20 protein-coding genes are annotated in these 21,798 nt (G+C 68.7%); 11 read left to right on the forward strand and 9 right to left on the reverse strand.

Going from position 1 to position 21,798, the window contains the following annotated elements; all coding sequences use genetic code 11:
- The first annotated feature begins 74 nt into the window (after positions 1 to 74).
- The 5 genes from RI138_RS16065 (at position 75) to trxA (ending at position 5,102) form a co-directional block, all read left to right on the forward strand.
- Positions 75 to 1,808, forward strand: coding sequence for a protein kinase family protein (locus RI138_RS16065; protein WP_311120485.1), 1,734 nt, complete (start codon positions 75 to 77; stop codon positions 1,806 to 1,808).
- A 102-nt stretch (positions 1,809 to 1,910) separates the two neighbouring features.
- The gene (gene sigM, locus RI138_RS16070; protein WP_311120486.1) at positions 1,911 to 2,630 is read left to right on the forward strand and encodes an RNA polymerase sigma factor SigM; all 720 of its coding nucleotides are present in this window, start codon (positions 1,911 to 1,913) and stop codon (positions 2,628 to 2,630) included.
- A complete protein-coding gene (locus RI138_RS16075; RefSeq protein ID WP_311120487.1) occupies positions 2,627 to 3,616 on the forward strand; it encodes an anti-sigma factor family protein in 990 nt (329 codons plus the stop codon). The genes sigM and RI138_RS16075 overlap by 4 nt, the downstream gene beginning before the upstream one ends.
- Before the next feature lie 125 nt (positions 3,617 to 3,741).
- Positions 3,742 to 4,713 carry a thioredoxin-disulfide reductase gene (gene trxB / locus RI138_RS16080; protein ID WP_096630046.1) on the forward strand — a complete coding sequence of 324 codons (972 nt, stop codon included), beginning with the start codon at positions 3,742 to 3,744 and terminating at the stop codon, positions 4,711 to 4,713.
- A gap of 56 nt (positions 4,714 to 4,769) precedes the next feature.
- On the forward strand, positions 4,770 to 5,102 hold the full coding sequence (gene trxA, locus RI138_RS16085) for a thioredoxin (protein ID WP_311120488.1): 333 nt from the start codon (positions 4,770 to 4,772) through the stop codon (positions 5,100 to 5,102).
- 103 nt (positions 5,103 to 5,205) lie between these two features.
- Here the strand turns inward: trxA and RI138_RS16090 are convergent, their stop codons facing one another.
- The 9 genes from RI138_RS16090 to rpmH all read right to left on the reverse strand — a co-directional run bounded on the left by RI138_RS16090 (position 5,206) and on the right by rpmH (position 12,117).
- The gene (locus RI138_RS16090; RefSeq protein WP_311120489.1) at positions 5,206 to 5,823 is read right to left on the reverse strand and encodes a GNAT family N-acetyltransferase; all 618 of its coding nucleotides are present in this window, start codon (positions 5,821 to 5,823) and stop codon (positions 5,206 to 5,208) included.
- A gap of 302 nt (positions 5,824 to 6,125) precedes the next feature.
- Positions 6,126 to 7,217, reverse strand: a complete 1,092-nt coding sequence (locus RI138_RS16095) for a ParB/RepB/Spo0J family partition protein (protein ID WP_311120490.1) — start codon at positions 7,215 to 7,217, stop codon at positions 6,126 to 6,128.
- On the reverse strand, positions 7,214 to 8,290 hold the full coding sequence (locus tag RI138_RS16100; RefSeq protein ID WP_311120491.1) for a ParA family protein: 1,077 nt from the start codon (positions 8,288 to 8,290) through the stop codon (positions 7,214 to 7,216). Before RI138_RS16100 ends, RI138_RS16095 begins: the two co-directional genes overlap by 4 nt.
- A gap of 326 nt (positions 8,291 to 8,616) precedes the next feature.
- A complete protein-coding gene (rsmG, locus tag RI138_RS16105; RefSeq protein ID WP_096630054.1) occupies positions 8,617 to 9,333 on the reverse strand; it encodes a 16S rRNA (guanine(527)-N(7))-methyltransferase RsmG in 717 nt (238 codons plus the stop codon).
- A gap of 109 nt (positions 9,334 to 9,442) precedes the next feature.
- A complete protein-coding gene (locus RI138_RS16110) occupies positions 9,443 to 9,955 on the reverse strand; it encodes a Jag family protein (RefSeq protein WP_096630055.1) in 513 nt (170 codons plus the stop codon).
- Between the two features lie 14 nt (positions 9,956 to 9,969).
- Positions 9,970 to 11,229, reverse strand: coding sequence for a membrane protein insertase YidC (yidC, locus tag RI138_RS16115; RefSeq protein WP_311120492.1), 1,260 nt, complete (start codon positions 11,227 to 11,229; stop codon positions 9,970 to 9,972).
- Between the two features lie 3 nt (positions 11,230 to 11,232).
- Complete coding sequence (gene yidD, locus RI138_RS16120) at positions 11,233 to 11,592, reverse strand: membrane protein insertion efficiency factor YidD (RefSeq protein ID WP_096630058.1); 360 nt, start codon at positions 11,590 to 11,592, stop codon at positions 11,233 to 11,235.
- Positions 11,589 to 11,960, reverse strand: coding sequence for a ribonuclease P protein component (rnpA, locus tag RI138_RS16125; RefSeq protein WP_096630060.1), 372 nt, complete (start codon positions 11,958 to 11,960; stop codon positions 11,589 to 11,591). Before rnpA ends, yidD begins: the two co-directional genes overlap by 4 nt.
- A 19-nt stretch (positions 11,961 to 11,979) precedes the next feature.
- A complete protein-coding gene (gene rpmH, locus RI138_RS16130) occupies positions 11,980 to 12,117 on the reverse strand; it encodes a 50S ribosomal protein L34 (RefSeq protein WP_003967884.1) in 138 nt (45 codons plus the stop codon).
- A 381-nt stretch (positions 12,118 to 12,498) separates the two neighbouring features.
- On the opposite strand from rpmH, the gene dnaA reads away from it, so the two are divergent.
- The 6 genes from dnaA to gyrB all read left to right on the forward strand — a co-directional run bounded on the left by dnaA (position 12,499) and on the right by gyrB (position 21,758).
- Positions 12,499 to 14,406: a chromosomal replication initiator protein DnaA gene (gene dnaA, locus RI138_RS16135; protein WP_311120493.1), complete on the forward strand. Its 1,908-nt coding sequence runs from the start codon at positions 12,499 to 12,501 to the stop codon at positions 14,404 to 14,406.
- Positions 14,407 to 15,321: 915 nt separating this feature from the next.
- A complete protein-coding gene (dnaN, locus tag RI138_RS16140; protein ID WP_096630065.1) occupies positions 15,322 to 16,452 on the forward strand; it encodes a DNA polymerase III subunit beta in 1,131 nt (376 codons plus the stop codon).
- Positions 16,453 to 16,583: 131 nt separating this feature from the next.
- Positions 16,584 to 17,468, forward strand: coding sequence for a phosphogluconate dehydrogenase (NAD(+)-dependent, decarboxylating) (gene gnd / locus RI138_RS16145; RefSeq protein WP_096630066.1), 885 nt, complete (start codon positions 16,584 to 16,586; stop codon positions 17,466 to 17,468).
- Between the two features lie 64 nt (positions 17,469 to 17,532).
- Positions 17,533 to 18,663, forward strand: a complete 1,131-nt coding sequence (recF, locus tag RI138_RS16150; protein ID WP_311120494.1) for a DNA replication/repair protein RecF — start codon at positions 17,533 to 17,535, stop codon at positions 18,661 to 18,663.
- Positions 18,664 to 18,782: 119 nt separating this feature from the next.
- Positions 18,783 to 19,286, forward strand: coding sequence for a DUF721 domain-containing protein (locus tag RI138_RS16155; protein ID WP_096630104.1), 504 nt, complete (start codon positions 18,783 to 18,785; stop codon positions 19,284 to 19,286).
- A 399-nt stretch (positions 19,287 to 19,685) separates the two neighbouring features.
- Positions 19,686 to 21,758 (forward strand): DNA topoisomerase (ATP-hydrolyzing) subunit B, encoded by a 2,073-nt coding sequence (gene gyrB / locus RI138_RS16160; RefSeq protein ID WP_311120496.1) that lies wholly within the window; start codon positions 19,686 to 19,688, stop codon positions 21,756 to 21,758.
- Positions 21,759 to 21,798 lie beyond the last annotated feature (40 nt).

A 21,798-nucleotide genomic window follows, 5' to 3' on the forward strand; every position in this document is an offset into this window, starting at 1 on the left:
GAGTGTGGGCACAATTGGCGTGACTGTGCAGAGCTGGCTGGCATCGCGCAACGGATGGGGAGGCAGGAACGACGGTGGCGGAACGTAGCACGGCTGCCGTCGACGTGGCCGACAACAGTGGCGACAAGCCGCTGACCGCCAAGGCGGACGCGGCCACGACCGACGGGACGGCGCAAGCCGAGGACACCAAGGGCGCGAGCCCCGAGGACGCCGAGAACACGAACGGCGGACGGCCGCTCTCCGAGGCCATCCCGGCGTCGCCCGATCTGCACAGCGGTCACAAACTCGCCGGGCGCTACCGCTTGGAGGAGTGCGTCACCCGTCTGGACGGCTTCAGCAGCTGGCGTGCGGTCGACGAGAAACTCCGCCGCGCGGTGGGCGTCCACCTGCTTCCCGCAGACCATCCGCGAGCCCGCTCCGTGCTGGCCGCGGCACGCTCGTCGGCGCTGCTCGGCGACCCCCGCTTCGTGCAGGTCCTGGACGCCGTAGAGGAGAACGACCTCGTCTACGTCGTCCACGAGTGGCTCCCGGACGCCACCGAGCTCACCGCTCTGCTGGCCGCCGGGCCGATGGAGGCGCACGACGCCTACCAACTCGTCAACCAGCTCTCCCAGGCGATGGCCGCCGCCCACCGCGAGGGCCTGGCCCATCTACGCCTCACCCCCGGCGCGGTGCTGCGCAGCTCAACCGGCCAGTACCGGATCCGCGGCCTGGCCGTGAACGCCGCCCTGCGCGGCATCACCGCCGAACATCCGCTCCGCACGGACACCGAGGCGATCGGCGCCCTGCTGTACGCCGCGCTGACCCACCGCTGGCCGTACGAGAACGACGCCCACGGGCTCGCCGGACTGCCCAAGGGCCTGGGGCTCATCGCCCCGGACCAGGTCCGTGCCGGAGTCCACCGCGGCCTGTCGGAGCTCGCCATGCGTGCGCTCGCCAACGACGGCGCGACCGCCTCCCGGCAGGAACCGCCCTGCACCACCCCGGACGAACTGGCCAGGGCGGTCGCGACCATGCCGCGCATCCTTCCGCCGGAGCCCACGTTCACCGCACCCCCCGCCTACCAGCGGACCACCTATCAGCAGGGCACGTACGGACGCCCGTCCTCCCACCCGTCCGCCGTCACCCAGCCCGTGATGCCGGTCCCTCCGCCCCCGCTGCAGAGCCGTGCCGGCCGAGCGCTCAAGTGGACCGTCTCGGCGCTCCTCATCGCCGCTCTGGGCCTCGGCAGCTGGCAGCTCGCGGAGACCCTGCTCGACCGCAGGGGCAGCGCGGGGGACCCCTCTCCCACACAGGGCACTTCCGAGCCGGCCGACGACGGCAAGGGCAAGGCGGATCAGAAGCCTCTCGCCATCAAGGACGCCGTCGAATACTTCCCGGACGGGAAAGCACAGGACCCCGGCGATGTGGGCCTGACCCACGACGGCGACCCTGCGACCTACTGGCGTTCGAAGACCTTCGTGGACGGACCGCAGCTGGCCCCGTTCAAGCAGGGCATCGGGATCATGTACGAGATCGGGGCCGACCAGAAGGTCTCAGCGGCGTCCATCGGGCTCAAATTCACCGGGGAGCGCACCAGGATCGCGCTGTACGCCGCCGACTCCCTCTCGTCGTCGGCACCTCTGAGCTCCATGAAGAAGATCGCCGACACGGAGACCACGGGATCCACGGCGACCCTTGAGGCGAAGGAACCCGTCAGCACGCGGTTCGTCCTCGTCTGGATCACCGACGTGCCGAGGTCACCCGCCGACAGCTACAGCAGGGACGGATACAAGCAGGGTGTGACGGACGTCCAGTTCACTGGATGACCTAGGGCAGATTCCGTATCGGCCCGGCTGTACGGTGTTGAACCGGGGGCCTCTCCGGGCTCAACACCGCAGTCGGCATTCTGCACAGTTCGGGGGAGAGGAATGGTCGCCGGACCCACAGATCCTGGATCGAGCGACGCGGACCTGCTCGCCCGGCATGTCGCCGGTGACCCCGACGCCTTCGGTGAGCTCGTACGCCGCCACCGCGACCGCCTGTGGGCCGTGGCACTGCGCACCCTGGGCGATCGGGAAGAGGCGGCCGACGCCGTCCAGGACGCTCTGGTCTCCGCCTTCCGGGCCGCCCACACCTTCCGGGGCCAGTCCGCCGTCACGACCTGGCTGCACCGGATCACCGTCAACGCCTGCCTCGATCGGGTCCGCAAGGCGGCCTCCCGCAAGACGTCTCCCGTGGACGACGCCGAGCGTCTCGACCAGCTCCTGGAACCCCATGAGTCGGCCGAGGCCCCCGCCGTGCGCCAGGACCTCCACCGCCAGCTCCAGGACGCCCTGGCCACACTGCCCGCCGAACAACGAGCCGCCCTCGTCCTCGTCGATATGCAGGGCTACCCCGTCGCGGAGGCCGCCAGCATCCTGGACGTGCCGTCCGGCACCGTGAAGAGCCGGTGCGCCCGGGGCCGGGCGAGACTGGCCCCCCTGGTACGCCATCTACGCGGAGAGGCCGGGGAACAGGCCCCCGACGGGGACAACGACGCCACCGGAAGGAACCGGACGCCCGGCCGATCCGTCCCACCGGCGTCGGGACCACGAGACGCAGGAACAAGCGATCCTGCCGCTGCGAAGGGAGGAGGTGGGCGCCCGTGACCCCCACGGCCGACACGGCTCAGCACCCGGAGGTCTCCGAGATCTCCGATCTCACCGAGGGACTGCTCTCCCCCTCCCGCGCCGAAGAAGTCCTCCGCCACATCGCGGGATGCGACCTCTGCGCGGAGGTACGGGACTCGCTCGACGAGATCCGCGGTCTGCTCGGAACCCTGCCGGACCCCGAGCCGATGCCCGAGGACGTCGCCACCCGCATCGACGCGGCACTCGCGGCCGAGGCTCGTCCTTCCGCACCCACCGTGGACGAGCCGGTCAATGTTTCACGTGAAACGGAGACCGGAGAGGCACAGGCCGGAGAAGCCGAAGTAGCAGGAACCGCAATTTCCCGGGGCACATCCGTGGGCAGTGGTAGCGGCACATCCGCCCCGGACCGCCCCGCCGGCCGGCGCTCCGCCCTCACCGGCCCGGGCCGGCGGCCGGCCCGGCGCCGCCGCCGTGCCGCAATCCTCGGCACCGCGTTCGGCGCCGCGTTCGTCGGGATGAGCGTCTTCCTCCTCCAGTCCCTCGATCTGACCGGCGACTCCTCGCCGACGATGGCCGACAGAGGGGTCAGCGCATCGGACAGCGGTGCGCACGCCTACACCGACGGCACGCTCGAAGCCCAGGTCCAGGACCTCATCGGCGACGAGGCGAGCCAGGCCAGCCCCGGGGTGAAGAAGGTTCCGCCGAACGCGGACACCAAGTCGACGGGTGAGGCCTTCACTCCCGAATCCGAGATCTCCAAGAACCCGATGAAGGTCCCCGCCGTCGCCGTACCCCCGTGCGTCCAGCAGGCCACCGGCCGCACCACACCCGCCCTGGCCCTGGATGAGGGGACCTACCGGGGAACGGACGCCTATCTCGTCGTCCTTCCGCACACGAGCGACCCCTCACGCGTGGAGGCCTATGTCGTGGCCGCCTCCTGCGTGGACACCGCACCGGAGTCCACTGGGCAGCTGCTGCTCACGCGCGCCTACGACCGCCCCTGAGGACCGCCGGGGACCGCTACGGCACGGCGGGAATGCATCACCCGTAGGATCCGTTGGGTGGGGTGAGAGTCGTTGAACCGACCCCCGTAGGCAGTAGGCAGTCTGCAGAGACGAGGAAGAAACCCGTGAGCGACGTCCGTAATGTGATCATCATCGGCTCCGGACCGGCCGGGTACACCGCCGCGCTGTACACCGCCCGCGCCGCGCTCAACCCGTTGGTCTTCGAGGGCGCCGTCACGGCTGGCGGTGCGCTGATGAACACCACCGACGTGGAGAACTTCCCCGGCTTCCAGGACGGCATCATGGGCCCCGAGCTCATGGACAACATGCGTGCCCAGGCCGAGCGTTTCGGCGCCGAGCTGGTCCCCGACGATGTGGTCGCGGTCGACCTCACCGGTGACATCAAGACCGTTACCGACACCGCGGGCACCGTCCACCGCGCCAAGTCCGTCATCGTGACGACCGGCTCCCAGCACCGCAAGCTCGGACTGCCCAACGAGGACGCCCTCTCCGGACGCGGTGTTTCCTGGTGCGCTACCTGCGACGGGTTCTTCTTCAAGGACCACGACATCGCCGTGGTCGGCGGCGGCGACACCGCGATGGAAGAGGCGACCTTCCTCTCCCGCTTCGCCAAGTCCGTCACGATCGTCCACCGCCGCGACACCCTGCGCGCCTCCAAGGCAATGCAGGACCGGGCCTTCGCCGACCCGAAGATCAAGTTCGCCTGGGACAGCGAGGTCGCCGAGGTGAAGGGCGACCAGAAGCTCTCCGGTCTGACCCTGCGCAACACCAAGACCGGCGAGACGTCCGAGCTTCCCGTGACCGGCCTGTTCATCGCCGTCGGCCATGACCCGCGCACCGAGCTCTTCAAGGGGCAGCTGGAGCTCGACGACGAGGGCTACCTGAAGGTCGAGGCGCCCTCCACCCGCACCAACCTGACCGGTGTCTTCGGTGCCGGAGACGTCGTCGACCACACCTACCGTCAGGCCATCACGGCAGCCGGTACAGGCTGCGCCGCCGCCCTGGACGCCGAACGTTTCCTGGCCGCCCTGGCCGACGCGGAGCCCGCCGAGCCGGAGAAGACCCCGGCCGTCTGAACTTCCTCATCTCACCCACCCCGAGAGACTCCCCCCGAGAGACTAAGGAGGCCGCCGTGGCCGGCGACCTGAAGCACGTTACGGACGACACCTTCGACGAGGTCGTCCTCAAGAGCGAGAAGCCCGTTCTGGTCGACTTCTGGGCCGCCTGGTGCGGTCCGTGCCGCCAGATCGCCCCCTCGCTGGAGGCGATCGCAGCCGAGCACGGCGACAAGATCGAGATCGTCAAGCTCAACATCGACGAGAACCCGGGGACCGCCGCCAAGTACGGCGTGATGTCCATCCCGACCCTGAACGTTTACCAGGGTGGCGAGGTCGCCAAGACCATCGTCGGTGCGAAGCCGAAGGCCGCGATCCTCCGCGACCTCGAAAGCTTCATCGGCCAGTAGCGGTCTGCGCTCCGGCGCAATGTTTCACGTGAAACGGGCCCACCCCTTGATGAGAGGGTGGGCCCGTTCCGCATGTCAGAGGCAGAGGGAAAGCGGGCCCGATTCAGAGTGGGCGCAGCGCGGGTTCCTTCTGGACCGCCCCCAGGAGCCGGTCCAAGGCCATCTCCACGTCCTCCTTCCAGGAGAGCGTCGTCCGCAGCTCCAGCCGCAGCCGCGGGTAGGCGGGGTGCGGCCGCACGGTCTTGAAGCCGACCGCCAGCAGATGGTCCGCGGGCAGCACACATGCGGTGTCCGTAGAGCGAGCGTTGCCGAACGCCTCGATGGCCTTGAAGCCCCGGCGCAGGACGTCCTTGGCCACGGTCTGCACCATGACGCGGCCGAGCCCCTGCCCCTGGTACTCAGGAATGATCAGACCGGTGATGAGCTGAACGGCGTCGGAGGAAACCGGGCTCGTAGGAAAGGCCGTCGAACGGGGGACGTAGGCGGGAGGGGCGTAGAGAACGAAGCCGACCGGCACGTCATCCACATAGACCACCCGGCCGCAGGAGCCCCACTCCAGGAGGACCGCGGAGATCCAGGCTTCCTTCTCCAGCTCCGGCTTGCCCGCCTTTACCGCAGCTTCTCCACTGACCGGGTCAAGCTCCCAGAAGACGCACGAGCGGCAGCGCTCGGGGAGATCCGGAAGGTTGTCCAGGGTGAGTGGTACAAGCCGACGCCCCATGACGGCGATACCTCATTTCCCGCGCCCGCCGCAGCGCGTGCGGCTGCCAGCGCGCTCCGTTCCTGGAACAGGCTGCCGACGAACCCCCCGACGGCACCCAGGCCCAGCCCGACCGTGACAAGCCGACTGCGGCTCACTCTTCGCAAGGCCCCCGCCCTCCTCTGAGGTCGATCACCATGGATGCGCCATCCCAAACGCATCGTATCCACCCAGAGGTGATGCGGATACCGAGACAGGGCAAAGGGCGGGCCGTGTTCCGGTATGCACCGGAACACGGCCCGCCCTTCAGAGAGCCCGTCGGCTCAGCCCTCGTCGTCCTCCTCGGACGCCTCGGCGAGCCGGTTCTCCAGCACCCGGCCCTCGCCCGGGGCAAGGCTGCCGAGAATCCGGTCCAGATCCTCCATCGAGGCGAACTCGACGACGATCTTGCCTTTTTTCTGGCCCAGATCAACCTTCACCCGGGTCTCGAAACGGTCGGACAGCCGGGTCGCCAGGTCGCTCAGCGCGGGGGACAGCCGCCCACCGGCCCGGGGACCCTTGGGCTTCGGCGAGCTCGCAGGGCGCGAGCCCATGAGCGTAACGATCTCCTCGACCGCACGCACCGAGAGACCCTCGGCGACGATGCGGTGCGCAAGGCGGTCCTGCTCCTCGGAGTCGTCCACGGAGAGCAAGGCACGGGCATGGCCGGCCGAAAGAACGCCTGCCGCGACCCGGCGCTGCACGGGCGGCGAGAGCCGCAGAAGTCGCAGCGTGTTGGAGACCTGGGGGCGGGACCTGCCGATCCGGTCTGCCAGCTGGTCATGCGTGCAGTTGAAGTCCTTGAGCAGCTGGTCGTACGCGGCTGCTTCCTCCAGCGGGTTCAGCTGAGCCCGGTGAAGGTTCTCCAGCAGCGCGTCCAGCAGCAGCTTCTCGTCGTCCGTGGCGCGGACGATGGTGGGAATCCGCTCCAGCCCCGCTTCACGGCAGGCCCTCCACCGACGCTCACCCATGATGAGCTCGTAGCGGTCCGGTCCGACCTTGCGTACGACGACCGGCTGGAGCAGGCCGACCTCCTTCACGGAGGTGACCAGCTCGGCGAGCGCGTCCTCGTCGAAGACCTCACGGGGCTGGCGGGGGTTCGGCGTGATCGCCCCGATCGGCAGCTCGGCGAAGTAGACGCCAGACGTCGACGCGTCCTGTTCGGACCGGTCCTCGGGGGCGGAGGCGGGCTCCGGCACCACGGGGGCGGACGGCAGCGCGGTCACCTTTGCGGCGGCCACCCCACGCTCCGACGTCAGAATCGACCCGGTGCCGGACGACGGCGAGCCGCCGGGCGCCGACACCTCCTTCTCCTGGGGTGCGGCCGGGATCAGTGCACCGAGTCCACGCCCCAGCCCTCTACGACGCTCACTCACTGGATGCCCTCCGAAACGTTCTGCTGGCTGTTCTGACTGCCCGGATGGGCGTGCTGGGCCTCGTAGCGCACCCCGACGCCCCGCAGGGCGATCTCCCGGGCGGCTTCGAGGTAGGAGAGCGAGCCGCTGGACCCGGGGTCATAGGTCAGCACGGTCTGCCCGTAGCTCGGGGCCTCCGAGATGCGCACCGACCGCGGGATGCTCGTCCGCAGCACCTCCTTGCCGAAGTGGGTGCGAACCTCTTCGGCGACCTGCGAGGCGAGCCTTGTCCGGCCGTCGTACATCGTCAGCAGGATCGTCGAGACATGCAGCTCGGGGTTGAGATGCCCCCGCACCAGATCGACGTTCCGCAGGAGCTGCCCCAGGCCTTCCAGTGCGTAGTACTCGCACTGGATGGGGATCAGCACCTCGGCCCCGGCCACCAGCGCATTGACCGTCAGCAAGCCGAGCGAGGGCGGGCAGTCGATGAGGATGTAGTCCAGCGGCTGCTCGTAGGCCTGAATGGCCCGCTGAAGCCGGCTCTCCCGTGCCACCAGCGACACCAGCTCGATCTCCGCACCGGCGAGATCGATGGTGGCGGGGGCACAGAAGAGGCCTTCGACGTCCGGAACGGGCTGGACCACCTCGGAGAGCGGGCGGCTGTCCACCAGAACGTCGTAGATCGAGGGGACATCGGCATGGTGATCGATGCCCAGAGCCGTGGAGGCGTTGCCCTGCGGGTCGAGGTCGACCACCAGAACACGCGCACCGTGCAGAGCCAGGGAGGCAGCAAGGTTGACCGTCGTGGTCGTCTTACCGACCCCGCCCTTCTGGTTGGCCACCACCATGACACGGGTGCGGTCAGGGCGGGGCAGCCCTTCGCCGGCGCGGCCGAGGGCCTCGACCGCCAGCTGAGCGGCACGGCCGATGGGTGTGTCGTCCATCGGCGGCGGTGTTTCACGTGAAACACCCTCCCCCGCGGACTCGGTTCGGGGACCGGGGACCGGGTCGGTCATCGGTCCCGCGATGTTGGCGTCGGACCGCAAGGATTCACTCTCCTCGACTTCAGGCTCGCAATGCACAGAGCCTGCCATGCTTTCGGGGTCGTGAACCAGCGAGGCCCGCTGTTCTGTGGACGAATCCGCGGGTGTGGACAACTTGGCCACTCGTCCGGGCTTGCGGTCACGCGGTGTGGCAGCCGCACGACCGCGGCCGATGATTCCCTGGAGCAGAGAGCGACGTTTCACGTGAAACACGATGCCCCCGCCGGGCAACTACCAGGCCACGACACTCCGCACGGGGTACGTATGGCCGCCATCCCGGCATACCACTGCTAAGCGGCACAAGAAGCGAAAAGCTCCGCATACCGGCCGACCGTACAGAGACCGTCGACCGGACAGCGACTCCCCCGGGACGCCCGTCAGCGACGCCTGCGTGTACGTCCCGTCCGGGCTGCCTTGGCCCTCTTTGCGGCGAACCTCACACCACCCGGACTCTCGCCCACCACCACACGGACCACCGTGGAGAGCGGATCGACCACACCCTCACCGACCTGGAGCACCTCGGTCTCCACCACACCGAGCTTGCTCAGCGCGGCCCTGGCGCCGTTGATCTCCTCCTCGGCCGTGTCGCCCTTGAGCGCGAGCATCTCACCGTACGGCTTCAGCAGAGGCACCCCCCAGCCCGCCAGCCGGTCCAGCGGTGCCACGGCGCGCGCGGTCACGACATGCACCGGCTGAAGCGTCCCGAGGACCTCCTCGGCCCGGCCGCGTACGACCGTGACATGGTCCAGGCCGAGCAGCTCGACGACCTCCTGGAGGAAGTTCGTCCGCCGGAGCAGCGGCTCCAGCAGGGTGATCTTGAGGTCGGGGCGCACCAGAGCCAGCGGGATACCGGGCAGGCCCGCACCCGAACCCACATCGCAGACGGTGACGCCTTCCGGCACGACCTCGGAGAGCACCGCACAGTTCAGCAGGTGGCGCTCCCAAAGCCGCGGCACCTCACGCGGGCCGATCAGGCCGCGCTGGACTCCGGCGTCCGCCAGAAGCTCCGCGTACCGGACAGCCTCCGGGAAGAGCTCTCCGAATACCGCCTGCGCCTCTTCAGGTGCCTGGGGGAGCTCTGCTGCCTCCGTCACGGGGACCGTCCTTCCATACCGCACTAGCGCACTGTGGGTGGCTGACTATCAGGCTGACAAAGATCGGCCCCGCCTGCGAACAGACGGGGCCGACAGTACAAGGATCCGGTCAGGCCGGGAGAACGACGACGAAGCGCTGCGGCTCCTCGCCCTCCGACTCGCTCCGGAGACCGGCGGCGGCGATCGCGTCGTGCACGACCTTGCGCTCGAACGGGGTCATCGGGTCCAGCTTCACCGGCTTGCCCGAGTTCTTGACCTCGTCCGCTGCCTTGGCACCCAACTCGGCGAGGATCTCGCGCTTCTTCGCACGGAATCCGCCGATGTCCAGCATCAGACGACTGCGGTCGCCGGTCTCCCGGTGAACGGCCAGTCGCGTCAGCTCCTGGAGCGCCTCCAGGACCTCCCCGTCCCGGCCCACGAGCTTCTGCAGATCGCGTGCCGAGTCGCTGATGATCGACACCGCGGCCCGGTCCGCCTCGACGTCCATGTCGATATCGCCGTCGAGGTCGGCGATGTCGAGCAGTCCTTCGAGGTAGTCGGCCGCGATCTCGCCCTCCTGCTCCAGGCGGGTCAGGGTGTCGCTGCCCTCAGCGGCGGCCGTGGAGGTGGTGCCTTCCGTCACGGATGGACTCCTTCTTACTTCTTGGACGGGTGCTTGGGCCGCTGCGGGCCCTTGCGCTGTCCGGACTTGGCTTGGCGTGAGGAGCCGGAGGCGGGCTTGCCCGGGGACTTCGGCTTGTCGTCCTGCGATGCGTCCTGCTTCTGGAGCGAGGTCTTGGAGCCTGCGGTCCCGCGCTCGGTGTCCTTGGCTCCGCCCGCCGTGGCGGCCGTCTGGCGCTTCGCCTTGGTCTGGCGCTTGGGCTGCTGACGCTTGTGCGCGGCGCCCTCGGCCTCGGCGGCGGCGGTGTCGCTCTTCAGCACGGTGCCGTCCTCCTGGGCCGCGAGACCCAGCTTGGCCAGACCGGTGATGAACTTGCGCTCGATGTCGTTGCGGTCGGGACCCTTGGCGACGATCGCCTTGACCATCTTGCGCCGGGTTCGGCCCCGTACCTGACCGTGAGAGGTCACGCTCTTGAGCACCCGCTGGAGGTAGGCGTCCTGCGCCTTGCTGCCCGGCGTCGGGTTCTGGTTGATCACGTACATCTGCTGACCCATGGTCCAGACGTTGGTGGTCAGCCAGTAGACGAGGACACCGACGGGGAAGTTGATGCCCATCACGGCGAAGATGACCGGGAAGATGTACATCAGCATCTTCTGCTGCTGCATGTACGGGGTCTTCACCGTCAGGTCGACGTTCTTCGTCATCAGCTGGCGCTGGGTGAAGAACTGCGACGCCGACATCAGCACGATCATCAGCGCGGTGACGACGCGGACGTCCGTCAGGGAGGCGTTGAGCGAGGCGACCTTCTCGGCGCTGTCCGTGAACTTCGCGGCCAGCGGGGCGCCGAAGATGTGGGCCTGACGCGCGCTGTCGAGCAGATCCTGGTTGATCGCGCCGATCTTCTTGCCCGAGGCGATGGACGACAGCACGTGATACAGGGCGAAGAAGAACGGTGACTGCGCCAGGATGGGAAGGCACGAGGAGAGCGGGTTGGTGCCCGTCTCCTTGTACAGCTTCATCATCTCTTCGGACTGACGCTGCTTGTCGTTCTTGTAGCGCTCCTGGATCGCCTTCATCTTCGGCTGGAGCACCTGCATATTGCGGGTCGACTTGATCTGCTTCACGAAGAGCGGGATCAGGCAGATCCGGATCAGGACCACCAGGGACACGATCGACAGGCCCCAGGCCCACCCGGAGTCATCGCCGAACAGCGCTCCGTAAACCTTGTGGAACTGGACGATGATCCACGAGACGGGCGTGGTGATAAAGCTGAACAGACTGGCAATCGTGTCCACTAATCAGGCTCCTTGAGCATTGGGCGAGGTCTCTGCGGCCGGGCTCGGAGGTTCGGAGACCGACCCCCCGGACGGCACATCAGCGGCGGGCTCCCCGCCCTTGTCGCCGCGCAGGGCATTGCGCAGCAGCTCGTGCCACCGCGGACGCTTGCGTGGCGGGACATGATCCACACCGCCGGGCGACCACGGATTGCACCGCAGGATGCGCCAGGCGGTCAGCGCTGTTCCCTTGATGGCACCGTGCCTGTCGATCGACGTATATCCATAGTGGGAACACGACGGGTAATAGCGGCAGACAGGCCCGAGCAGTGGACTGATCGTCCACTGGTACAGCTTGATGAGAGCAAGCAACGGGTACTTCATCGCGCGCCCCCTCCCAGCAGCCGCTGCAGCGCGGCATCCAGGTCTCGGGCCAGCTGTGCATGGTCGGCGTCGCCCGAACCGGGCAGCGCCCGTACGACAACAAGGCTACCGGGGGGCAGCTGAGCCAGCCGGTCGCGGACCAGGTGGCGAAGCTTCCGCTTCACCGCTGTGCGGACGACCGCTCCGCCCACGGCCTTGCTGACAACGAAACCCGCACGTGGTGGGGGAACAGTCTCCCCCGTCACGTGCGGGTCCGTTTCACCGCTGCGTAGATGGACGACGAGCAGCGGACGCCCGGCTCGACGTCCTCGTCGTACCGCGGTCGCGAAGTCCTCGCGCCGCCTCAGCCGATTCTCGGTAGGCAGCACGGCATGGACCTGTAAGCGATCAGGCGGACAGGCTGCTGCGGCCCTTGCCACGGCGGTTCGCGAGAATCGCGCGGCCGGCACGGGTACGCATGCGCAGACGGAAGCCGTGGGTCTTGGCGCGACGACGGTTGTTCGGCTGGAAGGTGCGCTTGCTCACTCGGGGGCTCCAGAAATGATTCGTGTCTTGGCGGGACATCGCCTGGCTGTCACCGTGCGCCCACGAGGAACTCGCGTAAACGCCTTAGTGCACCGCTTCACAATCACAGATCGTGATCTTTGCCCATCGGAGGCAGGCGGCAGCAGCCATCGACAACTCGACCTGGTCACGGTACGCGCGGCTACGCCATCCGGTCAAACCGGCTTCGCGCGACCCCCCATTGTGCACAGCCTGTGGACAACAACTTGAACCGCGCGGGTCGGCCTGACTACCGTGGCTGAACTCCGGTTCTTTTCCTTCCCGACTGCCGGGCCTCACCCGACCCGACCCATCCCGTCCCGAGAACCACACATTCGTGGGACATGCGAGAGAGCGTGCCTTGTGGCTGACGTACCTGCCGATCTTGCCGCAGTGTGGCCGCGAGTGCTGGAACAACTCCTCGGGGAGGGCCAGCAGGGCATCGAGCCGAAGGACAAGCAGTGGATCGAGCGCTGCCAGCCGCTGGCACTCGTCGCCGACACCGCACTGCTGGCTGTCCCCAATGAATGGGGCAAGCACGTCCTGGAGGGCCGGCTCGCGCCGCTCCTCAGCGAGGCGCTGACCCGCGAGTGCGGCCGCCCCATCCGGATCGCGATCACCGTCGACGACTCCGCGGGTGAACCCCCCGCCCCGTCGGCGCCCCCGATGCACCAGTCGCACGCCCCTCACCAGGGCCAGCGCTATCCGGGCCAGCCGCGCGACGACTCCCATCACAACGACGCGTACGACGGCGGGTACGGCCACCGGCCCTCCGACGACGGTATGCCGACGGCCCGCCCGGCCTACCCCGACTACCAGCAGCAGCGCCCCGAGCCCGGCGCCTGGCCGCGCACCCAGGAGGACCTCTCCTGGCAGCAGCCGCGGCACGGCGGGTATCAGGACCGCGAGCAGCCCGCGGCCGAGTCCTACCGCGAAGCCGATGCGTACCAGGAGAACGCGGGGTACCAGGAGAACCAGCCGTACCGCGAGAGCGAGCAGTACCGCGACCAGCCCGCCGAGCAGTGGCGCGAGCCCTACGGAACCGGGCGCCCCCAGCAGCCGCAGCACGACTACCGCTCACAGCCGCCCGAGCACCAGGGCTACGAGCAGCAGCGCCCCGACCGGCAGGACCAGCAGCACCGCCAGGGCGGCCCGGGGCCCGGGGCCGGGCGGGCCGGTGGCTCGGTCCCCGGCCCGATGGGCGCCCAGCCGGCCCCCGCGCCGGGCCCCGGCGAACCGCATGCCCGGCTGAACCCGAAGTACCTCTTCGACACCTTCGTCATCGGGGCGTCCAACCGGTTCGCGCACGCCGCAGCCGTCGCCGTCGCCGAGGCGCCCGCGAAGGCGTACAACCCCCTGTTCATCTACGGGGAGTCGGGGCTCGGCAAGACCCACCTGCTGCACGCCATCGGGCACTACGCCCGGAGCCTCTACCCGGGCACCCGGGTGCGGTACGTGAGCTCGGAGGAGTTCACCAACGAGTTCATCAACTCGATCCGCGACGGCAAGGGCGACACCTTCCGCAAGCGTTACCGCGACGTGGACATCCTGCTGGTCGACGACATCCAGTTCCTGGCTAGCAAGGAGTCGACGCAGGAGGAGTTCTTCCACACCTTCAATACGCTGCACAACGCGAACAAGCAGATCGTGCTCTCCTCCGACCGGCCGCCCAAGCAGCTGGTGACGTTGGAGGACCGGCTGCGCAACCGCTTCGAGTGGGGTCTGACCACCGACGTCCAGCCCCCCGAGCTGGAGACCCGGATCGCGATCCTCCGTAAGAAGGCTGTGCAGGAGCAGCTCAACGCCCCGCCGGAGGTCCTGGAGTTCATCGCCTCGCGGATCTCGCGCAACATCCGTGAGCTGGAGGGCGCCCTGATCCGGGTGACGGCCTTCGCCTCCCTCAACCGGCAGCCGGTGGACCTCGGGCTGACCGAGATCGTGCTCAAGGACCTGATCCCGGGCGGCGAGGAGTCGGCGCCGGAGATCACCGCACCGGCCATCATGGCGGCGACCGCGGACTACTTCGGCCTCACGGTCGACGACCTCTGCGGGTCCTCGCGCAGCCGGGTCCTGGTGACGGCACGCCAGATCGCCATGTATCTGTGCCGGGAGCTGACGGACCTCTCGCTGCCGAAGATCGGTGCGCAGTTCGGCGGCCGCGACCACACGACGGTGATGCACGCGGACCGGAAGATCCGGGCGCTGATGGCGGAGCGACGCTCCATCTACAACCAGGTCACCGAGCTCACCAACCGCATCAAGAACGGCTGACTCCGGCCTCTCAGGGCCCTACCAGGCCCCTACCAGGTCCTCCCAGGGGCTTTCAGCACGCTCGAAGGGCGCCTCGCAACGACTCCCACAGTCCACGCGAGGCGCCCTTCGCCGTTCCCGGGAGTTCACGCAAGACCGGCTCTGTTCGAATCCGGGCTGCTCAGAGGCCTTTCTCCACAGATGTGCCAGGAATCTTCCGTCCACAGCCTGGGGACCAGGAAGTTGTCCATATTGCGTCCACAGGGTGCGCTGCCGATACTCCATCAGGCCAGGTCACATGGTTGGGGATTTGTGGCCAACCGTGATCCACAGGCTGTGGACAGAATCTTCGTCCACAGAGGGCCCTCAAGGTTGTCCACCGGCGGCCCACAGGATGGCTGCTGTTGTCCCCAGCTTCGCCCTGCTTCTCCACACCTCTGTCCACTGTTCGGCAACGCAACACCCGCTCTCACCTCCCGGAGTGAAAGGCGTCACACCAAGGAGCTCGGTTGGGCTGTGGGGAACCTGGGTAAAGCTGGGGACAGGTCTGGGGAGAAGTGGCCCCCTCCTGTGCATCGGATGTGCAGAACTTTCGCCCGTCCACAGAAAGCCCCGGTTGTCCACGGGTGCCACCCACAGGGCCGGTGGACAAAAAACCGTTGCTGACCTGCGCAAACGACGTTATCCACGGTATCCACAAGGCCTACTACTACTACCACCCAGAGTTAGCCAGGAATCCGCTTCGAAGTGGGGCCTGTGTACAACTCGACCGTCGACCGCCTCGAAGCTCTTGGCCCGACTTGACCCCGAGCAGCAACGAGTGTCGGTGCCGTACGTCAGACTGGACCCCGGAGCCTCCCCAGCCCTCGGCAGGGAGCTCCGGTCCAGACGACGAAGGCCAGCAGGGCGAGCGAGCAACAGCAGGAGGCGGTTCCGGTGAAGATCCGGGTGGAGCGCGATGTACTCGCGGAGGCGGTGGCCTGGGTGGCCCGCAGCCTCCCGGCCCGTCCGCCGGCGCCCGTTCTCGCGGGCCTTCTGCTGAAGGCCGAGGACGGAGCACTCTCCTTCTCCAGCTTCGACTACGAGGTCTCCGCCAAGGTCTCCGTGGACGCCGAGATCGACGAGGACGGCACGGTGCTCGTCTCCGGCCGACTGCTCGCCGACATCTGCCGCGCCCTCCCCAACCGCCCGGTGGAGATCTCCACCGACGGTGTGCGGGCCACGGTGGTCTGCGGCTCCTCGCGCTTCACGCTCCACACACTGCCTGTGGAGGAATACCCGGCGCTGCCGCAGATGCCGACCGCCACGGGCACGGTCCCCGGTGAGGTCTTCGCCTCGGCCGCCGCCCAGGTCGCCATCGCCGCGGGCCGCGACGACACGCTGCCGGTGCTGACCGGTGTGCGCATCGAGATCGAGGGCGACACCGTCACCCTCGCCTCGACCGACCGCTACCGCTTCGCGGTCCGTGAGTTCCTCTGGAAGCCGGAGAACCCGGACGCCTCGGCCGTGGCCCTGGTGCCCGCCAAGACGCTCCTGGACACCGCCAAGGCGCTCACCAGCGGCGACACGGTCACCCTGGCGCTCTCCGGCTCCGGTGCCGGCGAGGGCCTGATCGGCTTCGAGGGCGCGGGCCGCCGCACGACGACCCGGCTGCTTGAGGGCGACCTGCCGAAGTACCGCACGCTCTTCCCGACCGAGTTCAACTCCGTCGCGGTGATCGAGACGGCTCCTTTCGTCGAGGCCGTCAAGCGTGTGGCCCTGGTCGCCGAGCGCAACACTCCCGTACGGCTCAGCTTCGAGCAGGGCGTCCTGATCCTGGAGGCCGGTTCCAGCGACGACGCACAGGCTGTGGAGAGGGTCGACGCGGTGCTGGAGGGCGACGACATCTCGATCGCCTTCAACCCGACGTTCCTGCTGGACGGTCTGAGCGCGATCGACTCGCCGGTCGCCCAGCTCTCGTTCACCACGTCCACCAAGCCCGCCCTGCTCAGCGGCCGCCCGGCGGTCGACGCCGAGGCGGACGACGCGTACAAGTACCTGATCATGCCGGTGCGCCTCTCCGGCTGACGCCTCCACGGCGGTTTCGGTGGGCCCGTTCGGCGCGGAGCGGGCCCACCGTGCTGTCCCCGGCCGGGCGTAGGCTCGGTCCTGGGCGGAGAACGCCCGACGCTATCGCCACGACGCTTAAGGAATCTCTGATGGAGCTCGGTCTCGTCGGCCTCGGCAAGATGGGCGGCAACATGCGCGAGCGCATCCGCCGCGCAGGCCACACCGTCATCGGTTACGACCGCAACCCGGATGTCGCCGATGTCCACAGTCTCGAAGAGCTTGTGGGCAAGCTGAAGGGCCCGCGGGTCGTGTGGGTGATGGTTCCGGCCGGTGCCGCGACCCAGTCCACGATCGACGAGCTGGCCGAGCTGCTCTCGCCCGGCGACGTCGTCGTCGACGGCGGCAACTCGCGTTGGACCGACGACGAGAAGCACGCGGTCGAGCTGGGCATCAAGGGCATCGGCTTCGTCGACTGCGGTGTCTCCGGCGGCGTCTGGGGCCTGGAGAACGGCTACGCCCTGATGTACGGCGGCGACGCCGAGAACGTCGCGAAGGTCCAGCCGGTCTTCGACGCGCTCAAGCCCGAGGGCGACTTCGGCTCGGTCCACGCGGGCAAGGTCGGCGCGGGCCACTTCGCGAAGATGGTCCACAACGGCATCGAGTACGCCATGATGCAGGCCTACGCCGAGGGCTGGGAGCTGCTGGAGAAGGTCGACTCCGTCACCGATGTGCGCGAGGTCTTCCGGTCCTGGCAGGAGGGCACGGTCATCCGTTCCTGGCTGCTCGACCTCGCGGTCAACGCGCTCGACGACGACGAGCACCTGGACAAGCTCCGGGGCTTCGCCGCCGACTCGGGAGAGGGACGCTGGACGGTGGAGGCCGCGATCGACAACGCGGTGCCGCTGCCCGCGATCACGGCCTCGCTGTTCGCGCGGTTCGCCTCGCGTCAGGACGACTCGCCGCAGATGAAGATGATCGCCGCGCTGCGCAACCAGTTCGGCGGCCACGCGGTCGAGTCCAAGCCCGAGAACTGATCGGAAGGCCGGCCGCGCGCCGGCGTCGCACCACTGGGAAGCACGTCGGGAGAGGTCGGCCACCATGCACGTCACGCACCTCTCGCTGGCCGACTTCCGCTCGTACGCCCGGGTCGAGGTCCCTCTCGACCCGGGCGTCACCGCGTTCGTGGGCGCCAACGGGCAGGGCAAGACGAATCTCGTCGAGGCCGTCGGCTATCTGGCGACCCTCGGCAGCCACCGGGTCTCCTCGGACGCCCCGCTGGTGCGCATGGGCGCCGAGCGGGCTGTGATCCGAGCGGCGGTGACCCAGGGCGAGCGCTCGCAGCTGATCGAGCTGGAGCTGAACCCGGGCCGCGCCAACCGGGCCCGTATCAACAGGTCCTCGCAGGTCAGACCGCGTGACGTGCTGGGGATCGTCCGTACGGTGCTGTTCGCGCCGGAGGATCTGGCCCTGGTCAAGGGCGACCCCGGGGAGCGGCGGCGGTTCCTGGACGAGCTGATCACTGCGCGCTCGCCCCGGATGGCCGGGGTCCGCTCCGACTACGAGCGGGTCCTCAAGCAGCGCAACACGCTGCTGAAGTCGGCCGCGATGGCCCGTCGGCACGGCGGCCGGTCCATGGACCTGTCCACGCTCGACGTGTGGGACCAGCACCTGGGCCGGGTCGGCGCCGAGCTGCTGGCGCAGCGCCTGGACCTGATCGCCACGCTCCAGCCCCTGGCCGACAAGGCCTACGGTGACGTCGCGCCGGGCGGTGGCCCCGTAGCGCTGGAGTACCGCAGTTCGGTGGGCGAGGACGTCGGGCCCGAGCGCGGCCGCGACGAGCTGTACGAGCAGCTGATCGCCGCGCTCGCCGGGGTGCGGAAGCAGGAGATCGAGCGCGGGGTGACGCTGGTCGGCCCGCACCGCGACGACCTGGTGCTCGGCCTGCGCTCCATGCCCGCGAAGGGCTATGCGAGCCATGGTGAGTCCTGGAGCTACGCGCTGGCGCTGCGCCTTGCCTCGTACGAGTTGCTGCGCGCCGAGGGCAATGAGCCGGTGCTGGTGCTGGACGACGTGTTCGCCGAGCTGGATGCCCGCCGCCGGGAGCGGCTGGCGGAGCTGGTGGCTCCGGGTGAGCAGGTGCTGGTGACGGCGGCGGTGGCCGAGGACGTGCCGGGTGTGCTGGCCGGGGCGCGGTACGCGGTGTCCGCGGGTGAGGTGGAGCGGGTATGACGGGTGCTCGAAGCGGGGCGGAGCCCCCGGGCCCCGGCGGCGGCCGGGCCCGTACGGACGGGGCCGCCGGAGGTACGGGCCCGGACGCGGCGGCCTCCGGGGGGCCGAAGCCGCCCGAGGTGGCCGGGGTCGATCTGGCCCGGGTCGCGTTGCGTGCGGCGAAGGAGCAGGCGAAGGCGCGGGGTGCGGCGGCGCAGCAGAAGAAGCAGGCCCGGCGGGGCGGCGGGCTGCGGTCGGGGGCCCGGTCGGACGGGCGGGATCCGCAGCCGCTGGGGTCCGCGATCAACCGGCTGATCACCGAGCGGGGCTGGGAGACGCCCGCGGCGGTGGGCGGGGTGATGGGGCGGTGGCCGCAGATCGTCGGTGACGATCTGGCGAAGCACTGCGTTCCGTTGCGGTACGACGAGGCGCCGGAGGCCCGGGTGCTGACCGTGAGCTGTGACTCGACGGCGTGGGCGACGCAGTTGCGGCTGCTGGCTCCGCAGCTGGTGGCCCGGCTGAACGCGGATCTGGGGCAGGGCACCGTACGGATGATCAAGGTGGTCGGGCCCGGGGGGCCGGAGCGCCGGTTCGGGCCGCTGCGGGCGCCCGGCAGCAAGGGGCCCGGCGATACCTACGGGTGATCCGGTCCCCGTGCTCCGGGTCGGGTCATCGTTCGGCGGCTCGGCAAGCCTGAGCTGCACTTTTGGCGTAAAATTGTCGTGTACCGGGCGAGCTGGGGGCTGAGATCGCCATGGTTCGTACGGGGGGAAACCGGACAGGGCGGCCCGAGCGTCCCTCACCGTAGCGAGAGGTTGACAGGCCGAAGCGCTCCAAGCCCGTCAGAGCCTCTTGGAGCCCCTTCCCGGATATGGGGAGTCGTCAGCCGCTCATTCAGGGCGGCACATGCGGACTCAGGTACCGGCAAACCCCCATTCATGTCAGCGCTACCGGTAGACTGGTGGGTAATCCCGCCGCTGAGGCGGGAGTCGTCGATACAAGCCGAACGACGCAGCCGCTCCCGCCTGTCCGGAGAACGGCCTGTGCTGTGCCAGAAAGGGCGCTTCGTGGCCGATTCCGGCAACCCCAACGAGAACATTCCGTCGACAGCCGGTGAGTCGGCCGAGGCGACTGCCGTCGCGTACGACGCCAGCGCGATCACCGTGCTGGAAGGGCTGGACGCGGTCCGCAAGCGACCTGGTATGTACATCGGCTCGACCGGTGAGCGCGGCCTGCACCACCTGGTGCAGGAGGTCGTCGACAACTCGGTCGACGAGGCGATGGCGGGCCACGCGGACACCATCGACGTCACGATCCTCCCCGACGGCGGGGTGCGCGTGATCGACAACGGCCGCGGTATCCCGGTCGACATCGTGCCGTCCGAAGGGAAGCCGGCCGTCGAGGTCGTGCTGACCGTGCTGCACGCGGGCGGCAAGTTCGGCGGCGGCGGCTACGCCGTCTCCGGCGGTCTGCACGGCGTCGGCGTCTCCGTCGTCAACGCCCTGTCCACCCGGGTCTCCGTCGAGGTCAAGCGTGACGGCTACCGCTGGACGCAGGACTACAAGCTCGGCGTTCCGACCGCCCCGCTGGCCAAGCACGAGGCCACCGACGAGTCCGGTACGACGGTCACCTTCTGGGCCGACGGGGACATCTTCGAGACCACCGAGTACAGCTTCGAGACCCTCTCGCGCCGCTTCCAGGAGATGGCGTTCCTCAACAAGGGCCTCACCCTCAAGCTGACCGACGAGCGGGAGTCGGCGAAGGCGACGGCGGGCGCGGACAGCGCGGAGGCCGTCGAGGTTCCCGAGGAGGAGACGACCCGTTCGGTCACGTACCACTACGAGAACGGCATCGTCGACTTCGTCAAGTACCTCAACTCCCGCAAGGGCGACGTCATCCACCAGTCGGTGATCGACATCGAGGCCGAGGACAAGGACCGTCTCCTCTCGGCCGAGATCGCCATGCAGTGGAACACGCAGTACACCGAGGGGGTCTACTCCTTCGCCAACGCGATCCACACGCATGAGGGCGGTACGCACGAGGAGGGCTTCCGTGCGGCGCTGACCTCCCTGGTCAACCGGTACGCGCGCGAGAAGAAGCTGCTGCGCGAGAAGGACGACAACCTCACCGGCGAGGACGTGCGCGAGGGTCTCACCGCGATCATCTCGGTGAAGCTGGGCGAGCCGCAGTTCGAGGGCCAGACGAAGACCAAGCTGGGCAACACGGAGGCCAAGACCTTCGTGCAGAAGGTCGTCCACGAGCAGCTGACGGACTGGTTCGACCGGAACCCGAACGAGGCCGCCGACATCATCCGCAAGGGCATCGCCGCCTCGACCGCCCGGGTGGCGGCCCGCAAGGCCCGCGACCTGACGCGGCGCAAGGGGCTCCTGGAGAGCGCCTCGCTGCCCGGCAAGCTGAGCGACTGCCAGTCGAACGACCCCACCAAGTGCGAGATCTTCATCGTCGAGGGTGACTCCGCCGGCGGCTCGGCGAAGTCCGGCCGCAACCCGATGTACCAGGCGATCCTGCCCATCCGAGGCAAGATCCTGAACGTCGAGAAGGCCCGGATCGACAAGATCCTCCAGAACACCGAGGTCCAGGCGCTGATCTCGGCGTTCGGCACCGGGGTCCACGAGGACTTCGACATCGAGAAGCTCCGCTATCACAAGATCATTCTGATGGCGGACGCCGACGTCGACGGCCAGCACATCAACACCCTGCTGCTGACCTTCCTTTTCCGCTTCATGCGGCCGCTGGTGGAGGCCGGGCACGTCTACCTCTCGCGTCCGCCGCTCTACAAGATCAAGTGGGGCCGGGACGACTTCGAGTACGCGTACTCGGACCGCGAGCGCGACGCCCTGGTCGAGCTCGGCAAGCAGAACGGCAAGCGGATCAAGGAAGACTCGATCCAGCGCTTCAAGGGCCTCGGCGAGATGAACGCCGAAGAGCTGCGCGTCACGACCATGGACGTCGACCACCGGGTCCTCGGCCAGGTCACGCTGGACGACGCGGCGCAGGCCGACGACCTGTTCTCGGTGCTCATGGGTGAGGACGTCGAGGCGCGGCGCTCGTTCATCCAGCGCAATGCCAAGGACGTCCGCTTCCTCGACATCTGAGTCGGCCGTACCAGCGACGCCGCAGCTCGAAAGGACTTTG

The organism is Streptomyces durocortorensis, assembly GCF_031760065.1.
GTDB lineage: Bacteria > Actinomycetota > Actinomycetes > Streptomycetales > Streptomycetaceae > Streptomyces.

What these genes read in the sequence shown, in the direction of transcription:
- sigM (WP_311120486.1), top strand. Translation starts at nt 1,911, where the DNA reads ATGGTCGCCGGACCCACAGATCCTGGATCGAGCGACGCGGACCTGCTC.
- RI138_RS16090 (WP_311120489.1), bottom strand. Translation starts at nt 5,823, where the DNA reads ATGGGGCGTCGGCTTGTACCACTCACCCTGGACAACCTTCCGGATCTC.
- RI138_RS16100 (WP_311120491.1), bottom strand. Translation starts at nt 8,290, where the DNA reads ATGGCAGGCTCTGTGCATTGCGAGCCTGAAGTCGAGGAGAGTGAATCC.
- yidD (WP_096630058.1), bottom strand. Translation starts at nt 11,592, where the DNA reads ATGAAGTACCCGTTGCTTGCTCTCATCAAGCTGTACCAGTGGACGATC.
- gnd (WP_096630066.1), top strand. Translation starts at nt 16,584, where the DNA reads ATGGAGCTCGGTCTCGTCGGCCTCGGCAAGATGGGCGGCAACATGCGC.
- recF (WP_311120494.1), top strand. Translation starts at nt 17,533, where the DNA reads ATGCACGTCACGCACCTCTCGCTGGCCGACTTCCGCTCGTACGCCCGG.